This window comes from Bacillus sp. DTU_2020_1000418_1_SI_GHA_SEK_038 (assembly GCF_032341175.1).
Lineage (GTDB): Bacteria > Bacillota > Bacilli > Bacillales > Cytobacillaceae > Cytobacillus.
Genome location: NZ_CP135435.1, coordinates 291,424 through 311,015, shown reverse-complemented (window position 1 = coordinate 311,015; position 19,592 = coordinate 291,424). Strand labels below are relative to the sequence as shown.

Sequence of the window (19,592 nt, the reverse complement as noted above, 5' to 3'; positions counted from 1 at the left end):
TGGATCCCTCCTAATTTTTATTGTTTAAGTTTTGACACAATCAAATCCTGCATAGAATTATTAAAATATTCCATTTAAAAATCTAAACTCCTCTTTTTATTCTTCATTCTTGTATTGACCTCTCCACCACATCTAAGCTATACTTGATTTGTATAAAAATGTAAACTCAAAGGAGTTTGTTTTATGAGTGTGAATGTTCTTAACTAACCGTTATTTTCATACGGCCTTGAAAAATGCAAAAAACCGGTCAAAATACTGGTTTATTTCGTATGTGCTTTTTCGAGGGATGTTAAGAACACGCATCATAGCATAGAAGATTTGGTGAACCCGCTATGGCATGTTTTGTCATAGCTTTTTTGTGTGCAAAAATAGGGAAAACGAGGGTATTTCCCTCCCTATTGTCCTGCGCGCAATTTAAGTTTGCCATTGCATGTTTCCATTTCTTCTTACCGTCATGAGCGATTTTGTTCATGGCGGTTTTTTTATGCAGTTTAAATGGTTCAAATAAAAGATCATAATAGGAGGATTCAAAATGAATCGGCAAACCATTGATGTATTGGGGTATCAAGAAATTCTAAACGAAATCGCAAATTTTGCGAAAACGAATCGTGGGAAGAACACCCTTCAAGCATTACGCCCATTACCAGATAAAAGGCGAATGGAGTTATCTTTAAAGGAGATTGCTGAAGCAGAGGAAATTATCAAAATTAGCAGCAGTGTCCCTATTCACACGCTGGATGAAATGGAGCTTTATTTAACACAGGCACGAAAAGGGATCTATATTCGTGCTAATCAATTTACGTATGTTCTATCGTTCCTGCAGCATTGTTCGAAGCTAAAACAATTCATGAGGGATAAGTATTATGCAGCTCCGAATGTAAGTTTATATGCTGAATCGATTGGTGAGGTGCGGGAGCTTGAGGAGGAAATTAACCGTTGCATCCGTCATGGGCAGGTTGACCAGCATGCTTCAAGCGATTTAGCTTATTTGCGGAGACAGCTTTCAATCCAAACAGATAAGCTAAAGGAAAAAGCCCAGCAGCTCGTAAAATCTAAGAGATATGCAGCATATCTGCAGGATACATTACTCGTTGAACGGAGTGGACGGATTGCCATTTCTGTGAAAAGACAATATCGCTCCAAAATTCAAGGAACCGTTCTCGATTCATCCGCATCAGGGTCAACCTTATATATGGAGCCTTCTGAACTAGGTTCTATTCAAGAAGAGATTGAACTTTTGCGCATGTCTGAAGAGCAGGAAACGGAAAGGATTTTATACGAATTAACGGACAAAGTGCTGCAGCATGACCATACAATTAAAATCGCCATTGAAACGATGCATCATTATGATGTCCTATTTGCAAAGGCAGCCTATAGCCGAAAAACAGGCTGTTCGACTCCTGCATTAAATGAAGATTATGTGATCAACTTAAAAGAAGCTCGGCACCCGATGCTTGGCGATAAGGCTGTTCCACTATCCATTCGATTTGGTGAAGAGCATCGCGCTTTAGTAATAACTGGACCGAATACCGGCGGAAAAACGGTCACTCTAAAAACAGTTGGTCTGCTCACCATGATGGCACAAACGGGTTTGCCTATACCAGCTAATCCCGGGAGCGAGATTGCCATTTTTCAGCATATTTTCGTTGATATTGGAGATGGGCAAAGCATTGAACAGAACTTAAGCACATTCAGTTCAAGGCTTGTAAATATTATTGATATTCTGCGAGTCACAAATGACCGCTCCCTTGTCCTTCTTGATGAATTAGGTTCCGGGACAGACCCAAGCGAAGGCATGGCACTAGCGATTGTAATTCTAGAGCAGCTATACCAAAAGGGTGCTACTTTATTTGCCACTACCCACTACAATGAAATGAAGGAATTTGCGGAGAAAACAAGCGGATTTCTAAATGGGATGATGGAATTTGATATTGATACGTTGCGGCCAACCTATAGGCTTCTTCTTGGCCAAAGCGGAAACAGCCAAGCTTTTGACATCGCTATCAAGCTTGGCATGCATCCAGAATTGATCGAAAAAGCTTATCAAATCACTTATAAAACTAATCGCTCCTATCGTAACGAATTGGATGCAGCTATTTTAAAAGAGCCTGGCTATCAAAAACAAATTGCCATTAATAAATATGCGAGAAGATCTGCTAAAAAGCCATATGTGGATTCAAGCACAGAAAGCTTCTTCCAATTTGAACAGGGAGATAATGTTTTATTAACCGAAACAAACGAAATGGGGATCATTTATAAAGGCCCAGATTCGAAAGGTGATTATGTTGTTCAAATTCATGGTGAAAAACGGACAGTTAATCACAAAAGGCTAAAATTATATATAAAAGGACGGGAATTGTACCCCGAAAACTATGACTTCGATATCATTTTCAAGTCGAAGGAATATCGGAAAATTAATAAGCAGCAAAAGAGAAAGTATGTGGAGGGTGTTTGGTTAGATAGTGAAGATTGATTTTTAAGGTAAGAAGTATGTATGTAAGCTAAAAAAGACGTTCATCAAGTTTGTTTTACTTAATGAACGTCTTTTTCCCTGCAGCTTTATTCCCCTGATTATTTTCGGTAAATAGGAATTTATTGTGTCTACTTTTAGGATCACAACCCCCAAGTGCTCAAAACGCACCCTAGTAATTTTCTAAAAAGTATTCGCCTTTATTAGAAATGGTGGTGCCTGCTCTGCCTTGTCTGACGTTTATGAGTCCCAATTCATTTAGCACATCTATGCGAAGGCGTAATTGCTGATCGGTTAAATGAATGTTTATTTGTTCAAGAAATTGTTTTACTTTTGTTCTGCCGTATGCTTGATGCTGTTCCTTCCCTTTTTTAAAAATAGCTAATATCGCTAAGCTCTCGGTTAGGAAACCGTGCTCTTCAATCTTTTTAATAATAGGCTTAAAATCAATGTCACTTTTTGAATGTTCCTTGTAGCCAGCACGGAAATACAGCGGCAAAGAGGTTAACTCAATTTTAGAGAACTCTAAACATGCACAATAAGAAATAACATTAAATAGTTCCCTAACATTTCCTGGCCAGTTATAAAGTTTAAAAACTTCCAAAACCTCTTCAGAAAAGGTAATATCTTCTCTTTTTAATTGTTTTTTATAGTCAGCTATTAAGATAGGCAAATCCTCTTTTCTTAACGAAAGAGCTGGGACACTTACGATATACGAAGAGATATAAGAATATAAATCAGTCCGGATTTTCTGTTGTTCCATTAATGATAATAAGTTTTCAGTAGTAGAAGTAATAAGCCTTACATTCACTGTGACGGATATTGTACTATTGACTCGTTGAATTTCATTTGATTCTAGTAATGAAAGTAATTTCCCCTGCAGCAATTCAGACAGACACTCAATATTTTTTATAAATAAACTTCCGTCATTGGCTGCTTCAATAATCCCCTGTACAACATGATTTCCCTCTTCTTTGCCAAATAACTCTGCGTCCAATAATTCCTCTGTCTTATCTGAACAGTTGTAAGTCAGAAGTTTACCGTTCCTATATGCCGATTCATTATGAATCATTTCAGCAAACATCTTCCTGCCACTCCCTGTTTCTCCTTCTACGTGGATACAGCGAGTCGTTTTGGCCACCTTTCTAGCAATGTCAATTGTTTCTCTCATGGCGTTATTATTTGTCCTTATTTCTTCAAACAGCCTATGTTGATTCTGATTTTCATAATAAGTAATTGTATTTTTCACTCTTTTCGAAGTCGATACAAGTGATTTTATATATCGATTCATTAGAACTGATGGGTTTATTTCGATATGGAAATATGGAGTGATTTGGTTTATTGTATCAAATGACAAAATACGAGGGCCAATATCAATAATTTCACCTAATGCTGCTGGAACTAAATGTCTCTCTCCAGGGGTTACAACATAATCAATTTTTTCAGGCAAAGGCTGGCCCTGAAGATATGGATAATATGAATGTTCAAATAACACTTGTTTCAATGATTTAACCGTTTCCATCGTCTCGGTATAATGATCATTCACAACAAGAATATTTTGTCCTGGAGGTAAACCTATTAACTCTTTCAAATTAACTATATTTACATCCCTACTTGAAGCAATATAAGTACAATCCTCAGGCAAAAACGGAGCGACTAATCCTTTAAGAGCTTCTGCTGAAAGAAGAACAACATCGTCCGATTGAATAAAGCCAAACTTTAAATCCTTCAGCGTTTGTCCTTTAATTTCTATAAAATCTCCAAGAATATGCTCTAATTGAATTTTTAAACTTATAAGATTTTCATCTTGAATTGCAATAATGATTAATCTCTTTTTCATGTGGTACACGTCCCGCAAATAATATTAGCTAAGAGCCACTCTATCTTAAATGTATTATACAAAACAAAAAGCACAATGTGCACGACCATTCATAAAACAGTTAACACATTGTGCTAAATATTAACTTCTTAATTTAGATAGGGTATCCTCTGCTATTTCTATTGCTTGTTTTAAAGCATAATTTACTTTATTTAACTGTCTCGTTAATTCTGTTTTTAATAAGTAGTATTGAGAGGAATTAATCGGTAAATCTGTAATTTCATTCATTTTTGCTAAGACAGGAATACAAGATGGATTGATTGTTAAATCATGCTCAAAGTTACTTCCGTTTACATAATTTAAAGGGACTAGAACTCTTGATAGCTTCATAATTCCAATATTACATACTGTAATCTTCTCGCTGGATAAATTCTCCGTTTGTCCAATCTTATATAATCGTGTCACTTTTTCCTCTAACCCAGTAATCCTTTCAAGAGAAAGTTCGAAGCTTAGTGCCTTATTTCCTAATTGAGCATAAGTTTCAAGAGTTCCTTTTAACTCTTTCACCGCTTCTCGCTGATCAATGGGTACAATTGGTTCTGTACAAGCTTTATAGACAATGTCTGTATATATTTTGCAATCTCTTGTTAGATTTTTTGGATCAATCTTATCTATGGTATCCTCTGTTGTATGCCACCACCAACCATAACCTCCAGAGTTGGCACCGCCAAATAGACTGGCAAAAGCTTGTGATGCCGGGTCATCGGTTGGCGGCTGCTCGGATAATCCCATTAACAAGGATGGCATCCCTGTTCCCCAAAATGATTGATCGCCTGCACGGCTATATCTTGTGCCATTAAAAAATTGGTCTGCCACTTCCTGAACAGACTTTCGAACAAGTTCCTTCGTCTCTGTCATACAGTTGGCTTCTGTTAAAACGGCTGCTCCTTTTGCCCCAACTGAATCAATATTTATATGAAGGACCCCGTTATCATGCAAATCTTCCCAATGATTATCACAATACCACGTTGATCCTGCATAGCGTCCATGTGAATGTCCAGACCAAAATGCCATTCGCAAAGATCTTCTCAGTTCATTTTTTCTTTTTGCTAAAATTCTTGCTACTTCAAGCATAGTTGCATTGGCAGATCCGTTATCCATTGCTCCGTAATGCCATGAATCAATATGGCCGCTAAATAACACAAATTTTTCGGGCTCGTCCATTCCTTTTATTTCAGCAATTAATGTAGGGATTTTTCTCCATTGTGTATCAACCTTGGTTGATACACGAGCCCTCACTTCCTTATCTCTTGATAACATTTCCTTAATCAGAGTTCCATCATAATAATTGCAAGAGACTATTGGAAGATTTGGTAATAATGAAATGGTTTCTGTTGTAGGGCTTCCCCAAACGGATGAAACTATCATTTCATGTGTATGCTTTGCGTTGATAAATACAGCTGCAGCACCCCCAGCCGCCTGTATTCTCTCTACCGAAGGACCTACTGCCAGACCGTCAATTAAGGCGATTTTCGAGCGTATATCAACGTTTTTTAAGTCCTCAGCAGTTCCTTTTCCTACATAAATAAGTTCAGCAACAACTGCACTATTTGTTGTTGCTCCCATCGAATGAGTAATGGCATTAAACGATTGACCATTTACCTCTAACTCGCCGCTTACCGGTATACTAATATAGCCGTCTGAGAAATGAAGCTTCGTCTCAAAACCGAACTCTTCTAATTGACTCTTTGCATATTGGAAAGCACGCAATTCTTCTTCGGAACCCGAGAATCGAACTTCCCTCGCAATATTTCTTGTATACTCCATTAATTTCTCTTCATTTACTTCTTCTAGTAACTGTTTTCGTAAACCGTCCATTATTTGGCACCTCTTTCAATCTTTTTTCTCTTTTATTATCCAAGTTCTTTAATTAATAGGGCTAACAAGGCACTGCGAACTGGGAGTTGAGATATGATTGCATGCTCATGGTTTGCGTGGGCCCCATCGCCAACTGGACCTAATCCATCAAGTGTAGGGGCATACTGTGATGCAAAGTTTCCATCACTTCCTCCCCCGCTCAATTGTTCCATTAAATCAAAGCTTAAATATTCTTTTGCAATGTTTTTAGCAAGAAGATACAGTTCTTCTACTTCTTGTGATCTTTCAAACGGTGGACGATTGATTCCTCCTTCTACCATAATCTTTGTTCCTTCAATAGTTGATTGCAAATCTTGTATTAAAGGGATAACGCGATCAAATTCCTTATTAGCTGTTACTCTTAAATCGACTTCTGCCATTGCCTCTGCAGCTACAACATTGGATGAGGAACCTCCCTTAATTACACCTACATTCAAGGTTGTTCCTTTACTATAGTCTGATAATGAGTCCAAATAAGTTATTTGGGATGCAAGTTCACTAATGGCACTTATTCCTTTTTCAGGCTCAATTCCAGAGTGGGCCGCTATTCCTTTTACCTTTAAATTGAAAATACCTACCCCTTTCCGGGCAGTCTTAAGGGCTCCCTCTTTAGAAGCAGCTGATTCCAACACAAAAACAGCACTGCTTTTCTTCGCCTCTTCTTCTATCAATTGACGTGACGTTCCACTGCCAATTTCTTCGTCACTCGTAAAAAGAAAAATTATTTTTCTCTTTGGTGAAATATTTAATTCCTTTAATGCATGAAGTGCAAAGATTCCCTGGACAATGCCTCCCTTCATATCAAAGGCACCCGGTCCATAAGCTTTGTCTCCTTCTATCCGAAAAGGAAGAGTCTGTAATATATCTTTTGGCCAAACAGTATCCATGTGAGCCAAAAGGAGAATTTGTCCATCCTCACCTTCTCCCCACTCCCCGCGCAAATGATTTCCAAAGTGATTATTAGGAATAACAGTGATTTTACCGCCTGTATAGGATTCAAATAGATCGGCGATTTTTTCGCCGATTTTATCTACTAACTCTTTATCGTTAGACGGTGATTCCATTTCAACTAATTGTTTTAATTTATCAACCATTTCTGATTGCTTTTCCTGTAAAAAGCTGACGATTTCCTTCATTACTTTACCTGCCTATCTTTTAATTAAAATTTTCCCTTGAATACAATCATATAGAAGCAAATTTATTTTTTTGGCGGTAAAATGTCAGACCCCTCTAACATCAAATATAGTAACGGAACTATATGGAGAGATTGTTAGAGAAGTCTGACACTTTTATCCAGCCCAATTATTTGCTTATTTAGAAATATGCGCAATTAGCTATTATTAATTTTTAAAAAACGGTGCCAATGATTCTTTTGGAACTGGCTTTGTGAACAAACTGCAGACAAACATCAAAATGGTTGAAACAAGCACACCCGGTATTACTTCGTTTAATCCAAATGGTTTCCCTAATATATACCAAATTAATACTGTAACAACACCGCCTATCATTGAAATTAAGGCGGCTGTTCCAGTTGCCCGTTTCCAATTCAAACCTACTACAACAACAGCAAAGAAAAAGCTAGCCACTAGAGAGGCTTGAACTAAAACAATAAACTGAACCATATCAAATGGCTTTATCGCAAAAACAAGTGGAATGATTGATAAAATCACAACAGCAATCTTGTTTACGAACATTTTCTGTTTATCAGTCGCATTTGGCTTTATCATTCCATAAATATCATGTGATACTGCAGAGGAGGAAACAATGATAATTCCTGAGACTGTACTCATAATAGCAGCTAGTATAGCTACCATAAATAAGGCTCCGATAACAGGCGGTAAAATATTAATGGCCATTATAGATGAAGCCGTATCCGCACTATTTAATACAGGATATAGAGACCGTATGGCAAAACCAGCAAGACCTACACCAATTCCAATTACAGCCTGGAAAATAAAGGAGAAACCGATTGCTAAACGTACTGTACGTTTATTTTTCATTGTATACATACGTGCTAGCTCATATGGTGCAATAGCAACTGAAAGACCGAATGCTAAGGCAAAGCCAAGAAGATCTCTAAATCTCCAATGCCAGCCTGTTAAATCTGGCTGTAATTCTGATAAAAAGTTGCCGACATGCGTAAAACCACCCGCTTGTGAATATAAAACAGGAATAGCTACAAAGAAGCATCCTCCCATAATAATTGCCTGAATGAAATCACTATATGTTGTTGCCTTCATACCGCCTTTCATCGTATAAATCGTGGTAATTCCTACCGTAATTGCCGCTCCCCAAATCATTGGAAGACCAAAAAGCATTTGCAATATTATTCCGCCCGCAACATATTGAGCAATTAAATAAACGGAATACGCTACAACAATTAATACAGCTGCAAGAACTTTAGCCGCTTTACTGTTATATCGTTTTTCTACATAGTCAGGAACTGTCACTCCATTAAACTTCTGAAACTTCGGCGCAATCCATATAGCCGACACAAGCCAGCCGGCGAATAAGCCTGGCCAATACCATAAATAACTTGCACCTGTTAAATAAAGAACACCAATTGTACCTACAAATGTTCCCGCACTTAACTGCGTTGCTGCTAAAGCCGCTCCTCCAATAACCGGACCGATGGAACGCCCAGCTACTAAATGCTGCTCACTTGTTTTGTTGCCTTTTCCCGCTATTAACCCAATTGCTAAAATGATAATAAAATAACCAATAATCACATAAAAAAATGCTGGACTAATCTCAAACATTAAATTTCCTCCCTGCCTAACTTATTCATTCCTCATGATCCGCTTTCGTAGCCCATACAAAATAACAAGATATAAAAATAATAAAAAATGCAACAATTCCCCAAAAGCTAAATCCCATTTACGCCATCCTCCTTTTCGCATTGTTCTTTTCAACTCTTGCCCAAACACCAAGAATGATAAAAAATACGATAATGGTTATTGCTGAAATAATATTATACGAATGGAAAATAGTTGGATTAGTACTATAAACATAATTAACATGTGAAGGAAGATTGCTTAATTTATTCTCAACATGATTCTTCGCTTCTTTAACAATAGGAAATGAATTTTTTTGGACAAAAGTACCTTCTGGTGCCTGAAATGAAATTGTTACGTTGTTTTCATTCGATTCGCCTGGTAGTAACGGTACAAATAATGGCAATTTAAAGTCATCAGACTTTGAAACTGTATATTTGATTGTATATTCGAATGAGTCCGTAAAATTATTTGGCACTGGAATAAAAACACGATCAAGCGTTTCCCCCTCTTGAATTTCAGCCTTTAACACCTGATGATCTGCTGAGGTAATTTCTACATTTTCAGGTTTTAAGTCATGAATTTTTGCAAAGCTATGTTCGATTTTTCCGTCTGCAATACTTGACGGATTCAATAGTTTTATATGTTCAACTACAGCAAAATCCCCATCCTGTATTTCAATTTCTACATTTGCTTTCTCTATCGTTGGCTTCACTTCTTCAGCTTGCACAACAGAAAAAGAAAAAGCGAAAAGCACTACAGAACCGATAGCCAATATTAAATTCTTCATCTAATCCCCCTCTATTTTTCAAATTGCTAGAATGGGTCATTTAACAATTAATAACCCATTTATTATTTGAATATTTTAAAAACATATTAAACCATATTTCAACCTATTTCAACCTATTTTTCAAAAAATACTCTGATTTTTTTAAAACTTTGACTAACTTTTCAGGATTAATGCCACTTCTACTGAAACAAAAATAAATTCGTGCATCAAGGTTTATTCAATAATAGGTCGACCGACTATTTCTATTTACACATAAAAAGACGTTCATCAAGTTAGTTTTACTTAATGAACGTCTTTTTGTTTACGGGTTTACTTCTTTACTTATGATCTCTTCGATACAAATCCCTGCTCTTATAGCCTTCACCGAGTATCATTTTCATTTCATCGCGCCGTTTTGCTTTTGTTGCCTCTTGTTTGGCGCTGTACACATAGCGAGCCCAATCTTTTTGGTAACCGTATGTTAATGTCCGATAAAAGGCAAGCAACTCTGGCGTATCCTGCAAGTCTTTCTCCACATCTGGAATCATTTCGATATAATCATCCACACATTGGCTTGGTTTTGTAGAAGTGCTTTCTTTACTTTTAGCATCAATTTTAAGGCCAACAACGGTAAAGACATCATCCAGTCCAACCATCCGGGCAAATTTAAGATTGCTTGCACCGATATAACCATCCTCATCCGCACCTAACCCGCCTAATAAATCATCGCGGTGAATAAAGGTAGGGTATACTTTATTCCCCTTCTTCGGATAAGCCAAAAAGATATATCCATTTTCAGTTAAATCACTGTTCTCAATCACTCGGTCCACAACGCCTTTTAAAGACTCCATATCTAACACGAAGGCAAAAATAAGGTCATACGGACTGTTCGTAAGCTCTGTATCATAATCTTTTAATTCTGTTAGATAATCTGCACCCTCAGGCATTCCCAAAACCGCAGCTTTTTTATATTTGGTTAGATTTAGTTTTTCAACGATTGTTTTAGCCAATTTTGTCCACCTGCCTCTTTTTCTACTTTAACAAATCACATAATCCTGAATCAAATATCTATCATTGCTCCCAAACATACATTAAAATACGGTTCACAATCACTATTATCCCATAAAACCAAGCTAATTGAACCTTTCCTAGATTAATTAGCAGTACGGCAGGCACAAGAAAGATGCATGCTTCTAGCAATAAATGAGAGAGTCCCGAAAGCTGAAAAGTTGCTTTTGGCGATCCAAATAATCCCCACACAACCGCGATCATAAAAGGAATTCCAGCCGCAAGCCCCCACCTCATAATGGCAGTCGTCCCCAATTTGTATCCCCAATATCCATAAACAGTCAGACCAATAAGCTCCAGCAAAAAACGAAGGATGACGTTTACTAGCTTAAGACTCTCTAAAATCATCTTTATTCACCTTCTCATTTTCATAAGAATGAATACCCTTAATGAATGTATCTATGAGAATCGACAAACTTTTATCTGTATTATAGGGCAGTCCAAAGCCACCCATTTGTTCAATGGAGGCAAATCCATGCAAAATGCTTCTGAAGCCCCTGACCATATGAATCGCTTGTTCTTCCTCCAGGTTATACACTTGCAATACTTGGACAGCAAGACGGACAATGGACTCCTGTGCTTCCTGTAATTCCTTATCATCTGTATCAGAAAATCTAAAGGTTGCCTCATAAAGTCCAGGGTGATTTCTAACAAACTGAATATACGCTTCACTTAGGGCTTTAACGGCATCGTCACCTGAGCGTCCAGCAGCAGCTTGCAGCATAGTTTCATATAGCTTTATTGAGCCATGAATGGCTAGCTTTTGCTTCAATTCATTTAATCCATTCAAATGGTTGTATAAGGAAGGCGGACGAATTTGCAGCTCTTCAGCAAGCATACCAAGAGAAAGTTTCTCTAAGCCTTGTTCATCAATTAATTGTGTTGCTTTTAGTAAAATTACAGCTAAATCTATTTTCATACGGCGTGTCATCTTCATTACCCCTATTCTCTTACGCTAATTTCATTCTACTTGTTCAATAGCCCATTTCATCAGCTCCATTGGATGATCAATCATTTTTCCGTGTCCTGCTGCAAGCAAGCTTGGTTGACACGCTATTAATTTTCTCGCACTTTTAAGCGCGGATTCTTTATCCCAAGTGGCTAATGCCGGGAAAGGAAATAATGGCTTCACCGTTCCAGAGACAGCAATCCCACCTCTAGTCTGGAACGCATCTCCAACAATTAAACTTCGATTCCTTTTATCCATAAGGGAGATAGAGCCTGGTGTATGGCCGGGTGAATGAATAACCTCTAATGAACCTATATGTTCTCCTTCATTAAGCAAAATATCTGGGTGGGTTTTAATATTTTTTGGAACCCCACCACGTATCGGGGTGTTTTTTTCACTCGAGAGGATTGTGGTGTCTCCTCTTAATAGGTGTGAATCCCTGGAAGAAATGCTTACCTGTGCTTCTGGCAAATTCTCTTTTAGTATGTCTAATGCGCCTACATGATCGGCATGAGCATGAGTAATAATGATATTTTTGATTGGCTTGCCAATCGTCTTTGCCGCCTGGATGATACTTTTTGCACTGTACGGCATGGCAGCATCGATCAGAGTGAGACTAGTTTCCTCCTCAACTAAATAACAATTTACAGGGAATAATCGTGGCATAAAAGCTAATTGATAAACGGAATGCATTTTTGTTATTTTCATATTCTCGCATCCTCTCATAGGGACTAATTATATTACCATTTTAACTAATCAGATTAGTTAAAGGCAACATTATTGTTAAAAAGCTTTTTGATGAAGACATTTTCGGACCTTACATCCGTTATTCTCATTTAATGACCCTAGTTTAAGGGGATAGCGGACACCAAGGACTCTATTTACGAAAAAACACATTGAAATCGTTGATTTTCCACTGAATAGAGGAATCTGTGTCCGGAAACTTAAGAAAATAACCTGTTTTTTCACAAATAACGGACTTTGTGTCCTCCAAGTCACATGATCCGCTTATTGTTCTGCAACATTAATAATAAAAGACCAAATCATTTGCAATTTGGCCTTCTACATACGTTAGTCTTTACTAAGAAAAACATTCTTTATTATTTTTGAGTTCTTGCCATCTAAGGTTCCATAACCTTCCTTTTCATGATTACTGATAATGGTGGTTGAATCATTGCTATTAAACCAAATTCTATATTCATAAAGTCTTTCAGGCATATTCTTATCAAAAGTGTAAAATAAAGTAGCCAAGACATCTTCATTTCTCGACATTTCCGCTTTTGTGTTGGGCTCCCACTTCACTTCTTTAAAGGAATTCTTTAGTAAATCTATCATCTCTTTATCAGTAATGATAACTTCCTCTTCGTATTTTCCTTCTTCATTCACCTTTTGAGCATCGACTCTTGTTAATTGTTCTTCTTGATTAGAACAACCAGCTAACATTAGGAAAAACAGAAATAATAAACAAACGTATTTTTTCATCCACTTATACCTCCATTTAATTAGACGGATATTTTTATAAAAAGGTTGCTTATCCAAGCCAATTCATAAAAAGTCCCAATCATTCATAAACAGGATTGAAAATATTGGAAATATTCCCTAAAATAGAATCAATAACAAATGAAAGGATAACGTGAAAATGAAAAAACTTTTATCTACTTTACTAGCTTGTAGTCTAATTTTTGGAATTGGAACAAGTTTATCAACAAACGCAGCTTCCTCCGCTAAATCTTACAAAAATTGCACAGAATTAAACAAAGGTTACAAGGGGGGAGTAGCGGAGTCTTCATCAGCAAAAAACAAAGGCGGGAAAACGAAACATAAACCGCATGTATCAAAAGAAGTGTACGATGCAAATAAAAAACTAGATAGAGATAAAGATAAAATCGCCTGTGAAAAGTAAACTAATATGGACATAGGACAGGGCTATTGCCTTGTCCTCTACTACTCAAACATTGCTTACGGCTTAAAAGATTAAACATTTTAGGGGGATAATAATTGGAAAAAAATTATCGGTCAAAGCATGTCTTTTTGGCAATTGGAATATGTATAGCCGTTTCAGCACCATTTCTCCTCATCTTTGCTCCTCAAACAGTCGCTGATATTATTCATAAAAAGGGAATTGCTCAAGTTTTTGTACCAAGTGAAAATTACACTGTTTACGGGGTAGGATTGCTTTTATTAGTGATTGCTGCGATTCTTATTTCCATATTAGATATTCGGAGGCTTTCTATTATTTTGAGCATTGCATGTTTATGTTTAAGTGTTATACCTTTTTGGGCTGCATCCCAATCCTTTAAGTTGGTTTCGGAGGATGGACTCTCATATAGAACTCTCTTTTCTAAGCAAGAACTTTCCTATACTTGGAGCGAAGTGGAAAGAGTCATTTATTATAAAGGCAAGCAAGGGGACTATCCCGAATATGAATTCTTTTTTAAGGACGGAAATCAATTAAAATTCAAGGCAAACGCTTATTTCCATACGGTTGTCCCCCTCGTAACTGAACGTTTAAAAGAAGTGAGTGTAAGAATTGAAAGAGAATGATAGGAAACCTCCGCTAGACTTTCAAGGTCTTTGCAGAGGTTCTATTTATTCCTAAGGATCACATAGAAAACATGATGTTTTTTACAGTTAAAAAACGAACCCAATCTAAAAGAAGGATTCGTTTCTCTTAAACAATCAACTATTAATTTCTCAATTCCATATCTATTAATCCATTAAAAATATTTTCCCCGGATTTAACAAACCTTCCGGATCAAGCATTTTTTTCATCTGCTTCATAATAATAACAGCATTCCCATGCTCGGCTTCTTGGAATTTCATTTTCCCAAGCCCTACACCATGTTCCCCTGTACAGGTCCCGCCAACCTCAATCGCTTTTAAGGCAAGTGCTTCATTCGTGTATTCGGCTTTTTCCTTTTCACCAGGCACCTTAGGATCATAAATAATCATAGTATGGAAATTTCCGTCACCAACATGTCCCAGCACGCCGCCCGTTAGTCCACTTTCATCAATTAACTGTCTAGCATACACGACCAGCTCAGGCAGACGAGAAATCGGGACGCATACATCCGCGCCAGTATTGGCCATTCCCTTAATATGCCGATATGCATAGGCCATTTCATGCCGAGCTTTCCAAAGCTCCGCCCGCTCCTTCGATCCGCTGGCAGCCTCCCAATTTCCACATCCAAGCTCACGCATTAATTGTTCCGTTACTTTCGCCTCTTCTTCCACCGCTCCCTTTGTCCCGGCAAACTCAAAGAATAGAGAATGGTTAACTGGGAATTGATAGCCTCCATATGAATTGACTTGAGAAATACTTTCTGCATCTACTAGCTCCATTCGCATTACAGGAATTCCGCTCAGCAAAACTGTTTTCGCCGCTTTCGCACCTTCTTCAGGTGTGTCAAATGTACAGCGGGCTGCTAATGTATGTTCAGGAATTCCATGGAGCCTTAATGTTATTTCTGTGATAATGCCCAAGGTTCCTTCAGACCCTGCGAAGAGCCCTGTCAAATGATAGCCGGAGGATGACTTTTTCGCATGAGATCCAGTGTGAATGACTGTTCCATCAGCCAATACAACCTCTAAATCTAGCAGCTGATCACGCATCGAGCCGTAACGAACAGCCGTTGTCCCGCTCGCATTATTTGCCACCATTCCGCCTATGGTTGCATCTGCACCTGGGTCAATCGGAAACATTAATCCATGCCGGTTTACTACTTTATTTAATTCCATGCGTGTGATTCCGGGCTGAACAGTAATGAGTAAATCCTCCGGAGAAAAATGAACAACCTGATTCATATTGCTAAAGTTAATAGAAATCCCTTTTTTAATAGGAATCGCCTGACCCTCAAGTCCTGAACCAACTCCATAAGGGGTTACAGGGATTTTATACTCGCGGGCAATTTCCAGAATAGCCTCAATTTCTTCACGGCTCTCTGGAAAACAAACTACATCAGGCTCTACTGCTTTATGAAATGATTCATCATGGCTATGACGGAATAATTCTGTTTCACTTCGGCTAACCTTGTCTTTGCCTAGACATTCGATAAGTTTTTGTACAAACATAGGAAAACCCCCTCATCCATTATATTTTGCTAAACTTTCAAATTTTTCTATTAATCTATTATATGCATATTCCCTACTAAATAATATGTTTTTTTAGATCACTCCTTAGTTGATTCCTTCTAATATTTAAAATTATATAAATATTTCTATTTACAAATACTTTATAATAATTTAATATTCCTGTATACAGTATACTGAATACTAAAAGGAGGAGTGATCTTTGCGAAGAATTATCCATAATGTTTCATTGGCTGACCAAGCCTACAATTTATTAAAGAAGGACATTAGCTCCGCTGTACTTGCACCAGAACAGGAATTACCTGAGGAAAAGCTGGCAGCAGACCTTGGCATTAGCCGCACCCCGCTACGGGAAGCGTTAAAACGGCTAGCTACAGAAGGCCTAATCGTTTTGCAAAAGGGACGTCCTGCCACTGTCGCTACTTTTACAAAGGAAGATTCTTTGGAATATATGGAACTGAGGCAAGTACTGGAAATCCATAACATTGAAAAAATTATGCCCCTATTAGATCAACTTCTTTTCGATGAATTAAAGGAAAATTTAGAACATCAATTGGAGGCTGTTCAACAAAATCATTATCACAATTTCATCGATTTAGACCGTGAATTCCATTTAATTCTTGTTTCTAGAAACGGCAATTCCAAATTCCAGGAAATGATTCATCAAATAAACACAGGCGTCAACCGTGCATTCCTCTTATTATCTAACACACTCCATGTAAGCGCATACGAAGCCTATGAAGAACACGTAACGCTAGTTGAGGCCCTTGAGTCTAAAGACGTTTCACTAGCGAAGGAGAAAATGCTTAAACATCTGCAAAACGTTGAAAAACGATTCTTAAGTTATTTCCATAAGGAGGAAAAATAATGAAAAAACTAATCGCATTATTACTTATCGGCTTGCTCGTCATCACAGGATGTGGACGTCCAAAAGAAAGCACTTCAAGCGGTGATGGTGAAAAGAAGGTTCATACTCTTCGTATTGCTTACTTAGTTTCTGAAGAGCAATCTACACATTTAGCTGCAGTTGATTTTAAAGAAAAGCTTGAGAAAGAATCCGATGGACGTTTAAAGGTTGAACTTTATCCAAATGGGCAGCTTTATGGGTCTGACCGTGAAGCGATCGAAGCTGTACAGCTTGGGAATATTGAAATGACCATTCCTGCCCTAGCCCCTCTTGCTTCATTTAACAAGAAATTTATGGTTTTCGATCTGCCATTCCTTTTCAATAATAACGAAGCTGCTTATAAAGCTCTTGATGGCGAACTTGGACAAGACTTATTAAAAGAACTAGAGAAAAATGACTTGAAAGGTCTTGTTTTTGGTGAAAACGGATTCCGTCATATGTCAAATAACAATGGCCCAATTGAATCTCCAGAAGACCTTAAGGGCATTAAATTCCGTACTTTAGAAAATCCAGTTCATACGGATACATTTTCTTCATTTGGAGCGAACGCTTCCCCATTTGCATTTGGCGAGCTATACACGGCTCTTCAACAAAAAACTTATGATGCAATGGAAGCACCAATCTCCCTTTATTACACAAATAAATTTTACGAAGTCCAAAAATATCTAACAATGAGTGGTCACGTATATGCGGCAACTATTTTACTTGTGAACAACAATTTTTATAACAGCCTTCCTGAGGATCTTCAGCAATTAGTTACAGCAAAAGCTGAGGAATTCCGTGATGAACAGCGTCAGCTTGCACAAAAACAAGATGTTGAGTTTTTAGAAAAGCTGAAGGAAAGTGGAATGGAAATTAATGAATTAAGTACGGAGCAGCGTGAAAAATTCCGCGAAGCTGCAAAAGCAGTGTATGACAAACATGTACCTAGTATTGGTGAGGATTTAGTTAATAAAGCATTAGAAGCAAATAAGTAAAAATTTGAGGAATCAAGATTCTAATCTTGATTCCTCCTTATTAAAGGATGTGTAAAGCATGGCAAAAAAATTTGCTCGATTCGAAGAGGTCATTTTAGTATGGACACTTGTCCTGATGGTGGCGCTCATTTTCGGTCAAGTAGTCGGTCGATATATCTTCCAGTCGGCACCTAGCTGGACGGAGGAACTGGCTCGCTATATTCATATTTTTCAAGTATGGGTCGGTGCAAGCTATGCTGTTAAGCTTCGCCAGCATATACGGGTAGAGGCATTTATTACACGCTTAAAAGGAACACCAAGAAAAATTTTCGAAGGCCTTGGAGTATTAATTTGGTTCTGTATTTCCTTATTCTTGGCTGTATTCGGTACAAAGCTTGTTTTAATTAGTCTCCAGCACGGACAGGTAACACCTGCCTTACAGCTGCCAATTTGGATTCCATTTATGGCTATACCAATTGGGGGCGCTGGAATGGCCATTCGGTTAATTCAGCAATTAATTGAGATTTGGAAAGGCAACTATGAGAAACCGGAAAGTGAGGAGGTTATCGGATGACGGTTGCATTATTATTCGGAACACTATTTATTTGTTTGTTCATCGGGGTGCCAATCGCCATTTCGTTAGGTGTATCAGCCCTCGTTGCCATATACTTTGGCTCAACCTTGCCACTTGATATTATTACTCAAAAGGCATTCACATCACTCGATTCATTCCCGCTCCTAGCTATCCCCTTTTTCATGCTCGCTGGTATTCTAATGGGGAAAGGCGGAGTCTCGAAACGCCTTCTTGACCTGGCAACAACTATGGTTGGCTGGATGACCGGCGGTTTATCAATGGTTACGATAGTTGCATGTATGTTCTTTGCAGCGATTTCAGGTTCAGGTCCAGCAACCGTGGCAGCAATCGGCGGATTTATGATACCTGCCATGGTTGCCAGAAAATATGATGGCGGGTTTGCTGCCGCCGTTTCAGCATCCGCAGGTTCAATCGGCGTTATTATTCCACCAAGTATCCCATTTGTCCTTTACGGTGTTATTGGAAGTGTATCTGTCGGAAGCCTATTCCTAGCCGGAATTATTCCCGGTCTTCTTATTGGGACTGGTTTAATGATTACATCCTATATTATTTCGAAAAAACAAGGCTATAAGCCTGAAGTGGTACAGAAATTTGATTTCAAAAGCGTACTGAAAGCTACCAATGATGCAAAGTGGGCGCTTTTAATCCCTGTCATCATTTTGGGAGGTATTTACGGAGGAATCTTCTCTCCAACAGAAGCTGCTGTTGTGGCTGTAGTTTATGCACTTATCATCGGAATGTTTGTTTATAAAGAATTGGATTGGAAAAGTGTTTTCGAAAGCTTCCGTGAGGCCGTTGTTATTAATGCAACAACAATGATTATCATAGGTTTATCTGTCTCATTTGCCTATTTTATGACACTCGAACAAATTCCGAATGATATTTCTACCTTTTTAACAGAGTTATCAACTAATCCATATATTATTTTAATCGCCATCAACATTTTGCTATTAATAGTCGGAATGTTTATTGATACGATCTCAGCATTAGTTGTCTTAACTCCTATCTTATTGCCTATTGTTATAGCAGTAGGGGTAGACCCTATTCATTTTGGCGTTATTCTTGTTGCGAACCTAGCTATCGGCTTCATCACGCCACCACTTGGCGTCAATCTTTTCGTTGCTTCAAGTGTTGGGAAAGTTAAGTTCGAACGCATTGTCAAAGCCATTATTCCATTCATGGTTTCGATGATTATTTGCCTATTGGTCATTACCTTTATTCCAGCACTGTCATTATGGCTGCCAGGTTTATTTAAATAAAATAAACTTGCTTTATAAAG

Annotated in this window: 18 protein-coding genes; 7 read left to right on the top strand and 11 right to left on the bottom strand. The window is 37.9% G+C overall.

The features are described 5' to 3' along the window. The first annotated feature begins 532 nt into the window (after positions 1–532). Positions 533–2,473, top strand: a complete 1,941-nt coding sequence (locus RRV45_RS01660; protein ID WP_315667033.1) for an endonuclease MutS2 — start codon at positions 533–535, stop codon at positions 2,471–2,473. A gap of 169 nt (positions 2,474–2,642) precedes the next feature. Here RRV45_RS01660 and RRV45_RS01655 read toward each other — a convergent pair whose 3' ends face one another. From RRV45_RS01655 to RRV45_RS01610, 10 genes are all read right to left on the bottom strand, one after another. Next, positions 2,643–4,310, bottom strand: coding sequence for a sigma 54-interacting transcriptional regulator (locus RRV45_RS01655; RefSeq protein WP_315667032.1), 1,668 nt, complete (start codon positions 4,308–4,310; stop codon positions 2,643–2,645). 120 nt (positions 4,311–4,430) lie between these two features. After that, positions 4,431–6,167: a M28 family peptidase gene (locus RRV45_RS01650; RefSeq protein WP_315667031.1), complete on the bottom strand. Its 1,737-nt coding sequence runs from the start codon at positions 6,165–6,167 to the stop codon at positions 4,431–4,433. 35 nt (positions 6,168–6,202) lie between these two features. Further along, positions 6,203–7,342 carry a M20 family metallopeptidase gene (locus RRV45_RS01645; RefSeq protein ID WP_315667030.1) on the bottom strand — a complete coding sequence of 380 codons (1,140 nt, stop codon included), beginning with the start codon at positions 7,340–7,342 and terminating at the stop codon, positions 6,203–6,205. A gap of 204 nt (positions 7,343–7,546) precedes the next feature. Next, positions 7,547–8,965: a sodium:solute symporter family protein gene (locus tag RRV45_RS01640; RefSeq protein WP_315667028.1), complete on the bottom strand. Its 1,419-nt coding sequence runs from the start codon at positions 8,963–8,965 to the stop codon at positions 7,547–7,549. A 118-nt stretch (positions 8,966–9,083) separates the two neighbouring features. Then, the gene (locus RRV45_RS01635; protein ID WP_315667027.1) at positions 9,084–9,770 is read right to left on the bottom strand and encodes a hypothetical protein; all 687 of its coding nucleotides are present in this window, start codon (positions 9,768–9,770) and stop codon (positions 9,084–9,086) included. 317 nt (positions 9,771–10,087) lie between these two features. Further along, complete coding sequence (locus RRV45_RS01630; protein ID WP_315667026.1) at positions 10,088–10,759, bottom strand: YdeI/OmpD-associated family protein; 672 nt, start codon at positions 10,757–10,759, stop codon at positions 10,088–10,090. A 61-nt stretch (positions 10,760–10,820) separates the two neighbouring features. After that, the gene (locus tag RRV45_RS01625) at positions 10,821–11,165 is read right to left on the bottom strand and encodes a YrdB family protein (RefSeq protein ID WP_315667025.1); all 345 of its coding nucleotides are present in this window, start codon (positions 11,163–11,165) and stop codon (positions 10,821–10,823) included. Next, on the bottom strand, positions 11,146–11,748 hold the full coding sequence (locus tag RRV45_RS01620) for a TetR/AcrR family transcriptional regulator (RefSeq protein WP_315667024.1): 603 nt from the start codon (positions 11,746–11,748) through the stop codon (positions 11,146–11,148). Before RRV45_RS01620 ends, RRV45_RS01625 begins: the two co-directional genes overlap by 20 nt. A gap of 30 nt (positions 11,749–11,778) precedes the next feature. Beyond that, positions 11,779–12,474: an MBL fold metallo-hydrolase gene (locus tag RRV45_RS01615; RefSeq protein WP_315667023.1), complete on the bottom strand. Its 696-nt coding sequence runs from the start codon at positions 12,472–12,474 to the stop codon at positions 11,779–11,781. A gap of 363 nt (positions 12,475–12,837) precedes the next feature. Further along, positions 12,838–13,248 (bottom strand): hypothetical protein, encoded by a 411-nt coding sequence (locus RRV45_RS01610; protein ID WP_315667022.1) that lies wholly within the window; start codon positions 13,246–13,248, stop codon positions 12,838–12,840. 157 nt (positions 13,249–13,405) lie between these two features. Here RRV45_RS01610 and RRV45_RS01605 point away from each other — a divergent pair, with 157 nt between their 5' ends. Both RRV45_RS01605 and RRV45_RS01600 read left to right on the top strand, forming a co-directional pair. Continuing rightward, a complete protein-coding gene (locus tag RRV45_RS01605) occupies positions 13,406–13,669 on the top strand; it encodes an excalibur calcium-binding domain-containing protein (protein ID WP_315667021.1) in 264 nt (87 codons plus the stop codon). Positions 13,670–13,764: 95 nt separating this feature from the next. Continuing rightward, on the top strand, positions 13,765–14,310 hold the full coding sequence (locus RRV45_RS01600) for a hypothetical protein (protein ID WP_315667020.1): 546 nt from the start codon (positions 13,765–13,767) through the stop codon (positions 14,308–14,310). 165 nt (positions 14,311–14,475) lie between these two features. On the opposite strand, the gene RRV45_RS01595 is transcribed toward RRV45_RS01600, so the two are convergent. After that, complete coding sequence (locus tag RRV45_RS01595; protein ID WP_315667019.1) at positions 14,476–15,837, bottom strand: FAD-binding oxidoreductase; 1,362 nt, start codon at positions 15,835–15,837, stop codon at positions 14,476–14,478. 220 nt (positions 15,838–16,057) lie between these two features. On the opposite strand from RRV45_RS01595, the gene RRV45_RS01590 reads away from it, so the two are divergent. Genes RRV45_RS01590 through RRV45_RS01575 form a run of 4 tightly spaced genes read left to right on the top strand, consistent with a single transcriptional unit; the run spans position 16,058 to position 19,572 of the window. Further along, positions 16,058–16,723: a GntR family transcriptional regulator gene (locus RRV45_RS01590; RefSeq protein WP_315667018.1), complete on the top strand. Its 666-nt coding sequence runs from the start codon at positions 16,058–16,060 to the stop codon at positions 16,721–16,723. Continuing rightward, the gene (locus tag RRV45_RS01585; RefSeq protein WP_315667017.1) at positions 16,723–17,739 is read left to right on the top strand and encodes a TRAP transporter substrate-binding protein; all 1,017 of its coding nucleotides are present in this window, start codon (positions 16,723–16,725) and stop codon (positions 17,737–17,739) included. Before RRV45_RS01590 ends, RRV45_RS01585 begins: the two co-directional genes overlap by 1 nt. 58 nt (positions 17,740–17,797) lie before the next feature. Next, the gene (locus RRV45_RS01580; protein ID WP_315667016.1) at positions 17,798–18,292 is read left to right on the top strand and encodes a TRAP transporter small permease; all 495 of its coding nucleotides are present in this window, start codon (positions 17,798–17,800) and stop codon (positions 18,290–18,292) included. Continuing rightward, a complete protein-coding gene (locus RRV45_RS01575; protein ID WP_315667015.1) occupies positions 18,289–19,572 on the top strand; it encodes a TRAP transporter large permease in 1,284 nt (427 codons plus the stop codon). Before RRV45_RS01580 ends, RRV45_RS01575 begins: the two co-directional genes overlap by 4 nt. The last annotated feature ends 20 nt before the right edge of the window (positions 19,573–19,592 follow it).

Bases quoted from the DNA above. Each gene is read 5' to 3' on its own strand.
- RRV45_RS01660 (WP_315667033.1), top strand. From the start codon at position 533: ATGAATCGGCAAACCATTGATGTATTGGGGTATCAAGAAATTCTAAAC.
- RRV45_RS01655 (WP_315667032.1), bottom strand. From the start codon at position 4,310: ATGAAAAAGAGATTAATCATTATTGCAATTCAAGATGAAAATCTTATA.
- RRV45_RS01650 (WP_315667031.1), bottom strand. From the start codon at position 6,167: ATGGACGGTTTACGAAAACAGTTACTAGAAGAAGTAAATGAAGAGAAA.
- RRV45_RS01645 (WP_315667030.1), bottom strand. From the start codon at position 7,342: ATGAAGGAAATCGTCAGCTTTTTACAGGAAAAGCAATCAGAAATGGTT.
- RRV45_RS01640 (WP_315667028.1), bottom strand. From the start codon at position 8,965: ATGTTTGAGATTAGTCCAGCATTTTTTTATGTGATTATTGGTTATTTT.
- RRV45_RS01635 (WP_315667027.1), bottom strand. From the start codon at position 9,770: ATGAAGAATTTAATATTGGCTATCGGTTCTGTAGTGCTTTTCGCTTTT.
- RRV45_RS01625 (WP_315667025.1), bottom strand. From the start codon at position 11,165: ATGATTTTAGAGAGTCTTAAGCTAGTAAACGTCATCCTTCGTTTTTTG.
- RRV45_RS01620 (WP_315667024.1), bottom strand. From the start codon at position 11,748: ATGACACGCCGTATGAAAATAGATTTAGCTGTAATTTTACTAAAAGCA.
- RRV45_RS01615 (WP_315667023.1), bottom strand. From the start codon at position 12,474: ATGAAAATAACAAAAATGCATTCCGTTTATCAATTAGCTTTTATGCCA.
- RRV45_RS01610 (WP_315667022.1), bottom strand. From the start codon at position 13,248: ATGAAAAAATACGTTTGTTTATTATTTCTGTTTTTCCTAATGTTAGCT.
- RRV45_RS01605 (WP_315667021.1), top strand. From the start codon at position 13,406: ATGAAAAAACTTTTATCTACTTTACTAGCTTGTAGTCTAATTTTTGGA.
- RRV45_RS01595 (WP_315667019.1), bottom strand. From the start codon at position 15,837: ATGTTTGTACAAAAACTTATCGAATGTCTAGGCAAAGACAAGGTTAGC.
- RRV45_RS01585 (WP_315667017.1), top strand. From the start codon at position 16,723: ATGAAAAAACTAATCGCATTATTACTTATCGGCTTGCTCGTCATCACA.
- RRV45_RS01580 (WP_315667016.1), top strand. From the start codon at position 17,798: ATGGCAAAAAAATTTGCTCGATTCGAAGAGGTCATTTTAGTATGGACA.
- RRV45_RS01575 (WP_315667015.1), top strand. From the start codon at position 18,289: ATGACGGTTGCATTATTATTCGGAACACTATTTATTTGTTTGTTCATC.